Source organism: Ureibacillus suwonensis (assembly GCF_042655065.1).
GTDB lineage: Bacteria > Bacillota > Bacilli > Bacillales_A > Planococcaceae > Ureibacillus > Ureibacillus suwonensis.
In genome coordinates this window covers 1-3430 of the sequence record NZ_JBHSNQ010000046.1, presented here as the reverse complement: position 1 = coordinate 3430, position 3430 = coordinate 1, and the positions used below count along the sequence as shown (strand labels likewise).

The 3430-nt window shown below is 37.4% G+C and carries 3 protein-coding genes; 1 reads left to right on the top strand and 2 read right to left on the bottom strand.

Annotation, left to right across the window (positions count from 1 at the left end; translation table 11 throughout):
• Nucleotides 1–278 precede the first annotated feature (278 nt).
• Nucleotides 279–1769, top strand: coding sequence for a methyl-accepting chemotaxis protein (locus ACFPOH_RS04325; protein ID WP_390308913.1), 1491 nt, complete (start codon nucleotides 279–281; stop codon nucleotides 1767–1769).
• 110 nt (nucleotides 1770–1879) lie between these two features.
• On the opposite strand, the gene ACFPOH_RS04320 is transcribed toward ACFPOH_RS04325, so the two are convergent.
• Both ACFPOH_RS04320 and tnpC read right to left on the bottom strand, forming a co-directional pair.
• Nucleotides 1880–2341: a hypothetical protein gene (locus ACFPOH_RS04320; RefSeq protein WP_390308912.1), complete on the bottom strand. Its 462-nt coding sequence runs from the start codon at nucleotides 2339–2341 to the stop codon at nucleotides 1880–1882.
• A gap of 152 nt (nucleotides 2342–2493) precedes the next feature.
• Nucleotides 2494–3430: IS66 family transposase (gene tnpC, locus ACFPOH_RS04315; protein ID WP_390308911.1), on the bottom strand; the 937-nt coding region annotated here is incomplete at its 5' end.

The window sequence follows — 3430 nt, the reverse complement described above, 5'->3', positions numbered from 1 at the left end:
GATTTTTGAGTGTGTGGTTACCTCATAAATACCCTAATTTTAAGGGGGTGGCAAGTTTTTTTTATATAAAACTAGTTATATCAACAAAAACGTAAGTTTTATTAAGTAATTTTTGACAATACGATATATATCCAGGGGGAGTGAATATGAGTAAATTATTACGTTCAAATGTTGCCAAAAAGGCGCTTATGAAAGTTCAAAATGTCGCATCCAAAGTTAGAAGCGTGTGGGACCATGAAAAAACAATTGAAGAACAAATAAATTAAATTCGTACTGTGTTGGATCAAGAACTTGCCCGAGATGAATACCTTGTTATCGTTGATGAAAATGGCTTCGGTTATATTCATACGAACCGCTTAAGAGAAGGTTCATCCTTCACTGATGATGTGGGGTTAGCTGCTGCTAAAACCAATACAGGACTATTGCAAATTTATCCAAGAGATACGGGGGAAATACTTATTGATGCATCTTGCCCACTGTTAACAGATAAGAATGGAAAACGCTTTAATCTGAGAATGGGTAGACTTGTTCAACGACCTTTTATCGGGGCAATATTTGGAAGTTTAATTACTTTGTCCAGTATAGTTCCTGCTATCATCGCTTATTTTTTAAGCAAAGATTTATTTATGACAACAAGTGTCCTCATCGGAACAGCAATTGTTAGTGTTATTTTTAGTTTAATTTTTTATACGATCATAATGAAAAATTTGCGAGAATGGTATAGCGTTACAAAAAAAATATCCTCCGGCAACTTGAGTGCACAAATTGAAAAGGTAGGTCTTCGCAATGAATTTCACCAAATCGGTTATGAAATCAATAAAATTATTTTAGGGATTCGTGCGATGATTGATGAATTTAAACATGCCGCGGAAACAGTAGAACGAATTAGTAAAGAACAAGAAAAAGAAACACAACGTATTTCAACAACTTTTGAAGAATTATCAGCAGCTATCCAAACATTCCGTAGTGGTGCAGAAACACAGCGTTACTCAATCACTAACGCCAATGAAATGGTAGAAATGATGATGAATCAAGTGCAAGAAATGCAAGAAGAAGTGGAGAAAGCTGTGGTAGGTGCAGATGATGCATTACAAGATGCGAGTAAGGGACAAGAAGCCATTCAAATTGCTCACAGCCAAATGGCAAAAATTCAAACTGAAGTTGCAAACTCTGCAGCGAAAATCCGTAAAATCACTCAAGAAGCAAATGCCGTGAAGGAAAAAGTTGCCTCCATTACGCGAATCGCCAAACAGACAAATTTGCTTGCACTTAACGCTTCCATTGAAGCTTCTCGAGCTGGTGAAGCGGGAAGCGGCTTTGCAGTTGTCGCGAATGAAGTTCGAAAACTCGCTGAAGGAACGAATGAATTCGCAGAAGAAATTATGACCTTATTAGAAAAAACATATAATGATTTAGAAACTACTGTAGCTCAAGTTGAAGATAATGTGAAGGCTATTGATAAAGGGATGGAAGCCGTTTCTCAAACAGATCAAGTAATAGAACAATTAATTCAAACAACGCTTTCAACAAAAAATTTAGTATTAAATAATCGAAAATTTGTTGATCTTGTCAATGAAGACGGAAATAAACTACAGGAGATTATGAAGCAAGTGAATACAATTGCAGAAGATTTTACAAATATGGTTGTAGCTACAAATGAAAGCGTAGATATCCAAGTAGAAGGCATAAATTCCCTCGCTCAAAATGCTACAAAACTAGCGGAAGAAGCTATTCATCTTAGCCGCATAATTAATCGTTTTCATTATTAAAAAATGCCAGGCACATGCCTGGCATTCTTAATTTCCTAGCGATCTATTTAATTGTTCATTCATTTGTTGTTTTTGAACAAATTCCTTTACTTTTTCTTGGATTTCTTCTGCTAATGATGAACGATCATTATTTTCTTCCTTTTTTCCTTTAGAACCATTTTAATTTTCCTTCGATCCTTCGCTTCCTTGTTGTTTATTCCCTTTTGAACCTTTCTCTCTTTGCTTATCTCCTTTAGAGCCATTTTTATTTCCCTTCGATCCTTCGCTTCCTTGCTGTTTATTCCCTTTTGAACCTTTCTCTCTTTGCTTATCTCCTTTAGAGCCGTTTTTATTTCCCTTCGATCCTTTACTTCCTTGTTGTTTATTCCCTTTTGAACCTTTCTCTCTTTGCTTATCACCTTTGGAACCGCCGCTTTTGTTTTCCTTTGATCCTTTGCTTCCTTGTTGTTTATTCCCCTTTGAACCTTTCTCTCTTTGCTTATCACCTTTGGAACCGCCGCTTTTGTTTTCCTTTGATCCTTTGCTTCCTTGTTGTTTATTCCCCTTTGAACCTTTCTCTCTTTGCTTATCACCTTTGGAACCGCCGCTTTTGTTTTCCTTTGATTCTTTGCTTCCTTGTTGTTTATTCCCCTTTGATCCTTTGCTTCCTTGTTGTTTATTCCCCTTTGAACCGTAAGCGTAAAATAACGCCCACGTGTTTTTTCGTGGGCGTTTATTATATGCTCTATTTAGTTTTATTTGGTACGCGACATTCTTCTGGAATTGTCTTCGACCAAGGAAGGAGTTGATCGATGGCTTCTACATCATTGTGATCTATCAATGGTAATTGTTCGAAAAGATAGGTTAAGTAGTTCAATGGATTTAATTGATTCTCTTTAGCTGTTTCGACAATGCTATAAATAATCGCGCTGGCTGATGCACCTTTCATCGATTGTGCAAATAGCCATGCCTTCCGGCCCATCACGAATGGTTTAATCGATCGTTCTGCACGATTATTATCGATTTCAAGTCGACCATCTTCTAAAAACACTATGAGCTTACTCCATTGATTTATACAATATGTAATTGCCTCTCCCAATTTGCTTTTTGGGGGAACTTGAGGGCGTTTTGTTTTTAGCCATGCCAAAAAAGCGTCTAACACAGGTTTACTGTGANAGAATTGAATTCCTTCTGCAGCGGTTGATGATGTTTTATCCACATTGGCTGGTAATGCCTTCAGTGCTTCATCGAATTTTCGCCTTGCATGTGCCCAACACCCTACCAGTTCGACATCCTTTAATTCATGATATCCTGCATATCCATCTACATGCAGATATCCCTTAAATCCTTTTAGAAAAGCCTTCGGATGTTTACTGTGACGAGTCGTTTGATAATCATATAAGATGATCGGCGGTACGTCTCGTCCTGTTCGATACATCCACATATAGGACTTCGAATTCGCTTTTCGTCCAGGTTCTGCTAGAACTTGAAGTGTAGTTTCATCCGCATGTAGAATATCGTTTTCGAGTAATAGCTCATGTATCCGTTTATGTAAAATGGAAAGCCAATTGGTTGCACCATAAATCATCCAGTTGGCGAGCGTTTGGCGTGATAAATACACACCGAATCGTTCCAACTGCTTTTCTTGACGATAAAGAGGCATTCCTTCCACGTATTTTTGG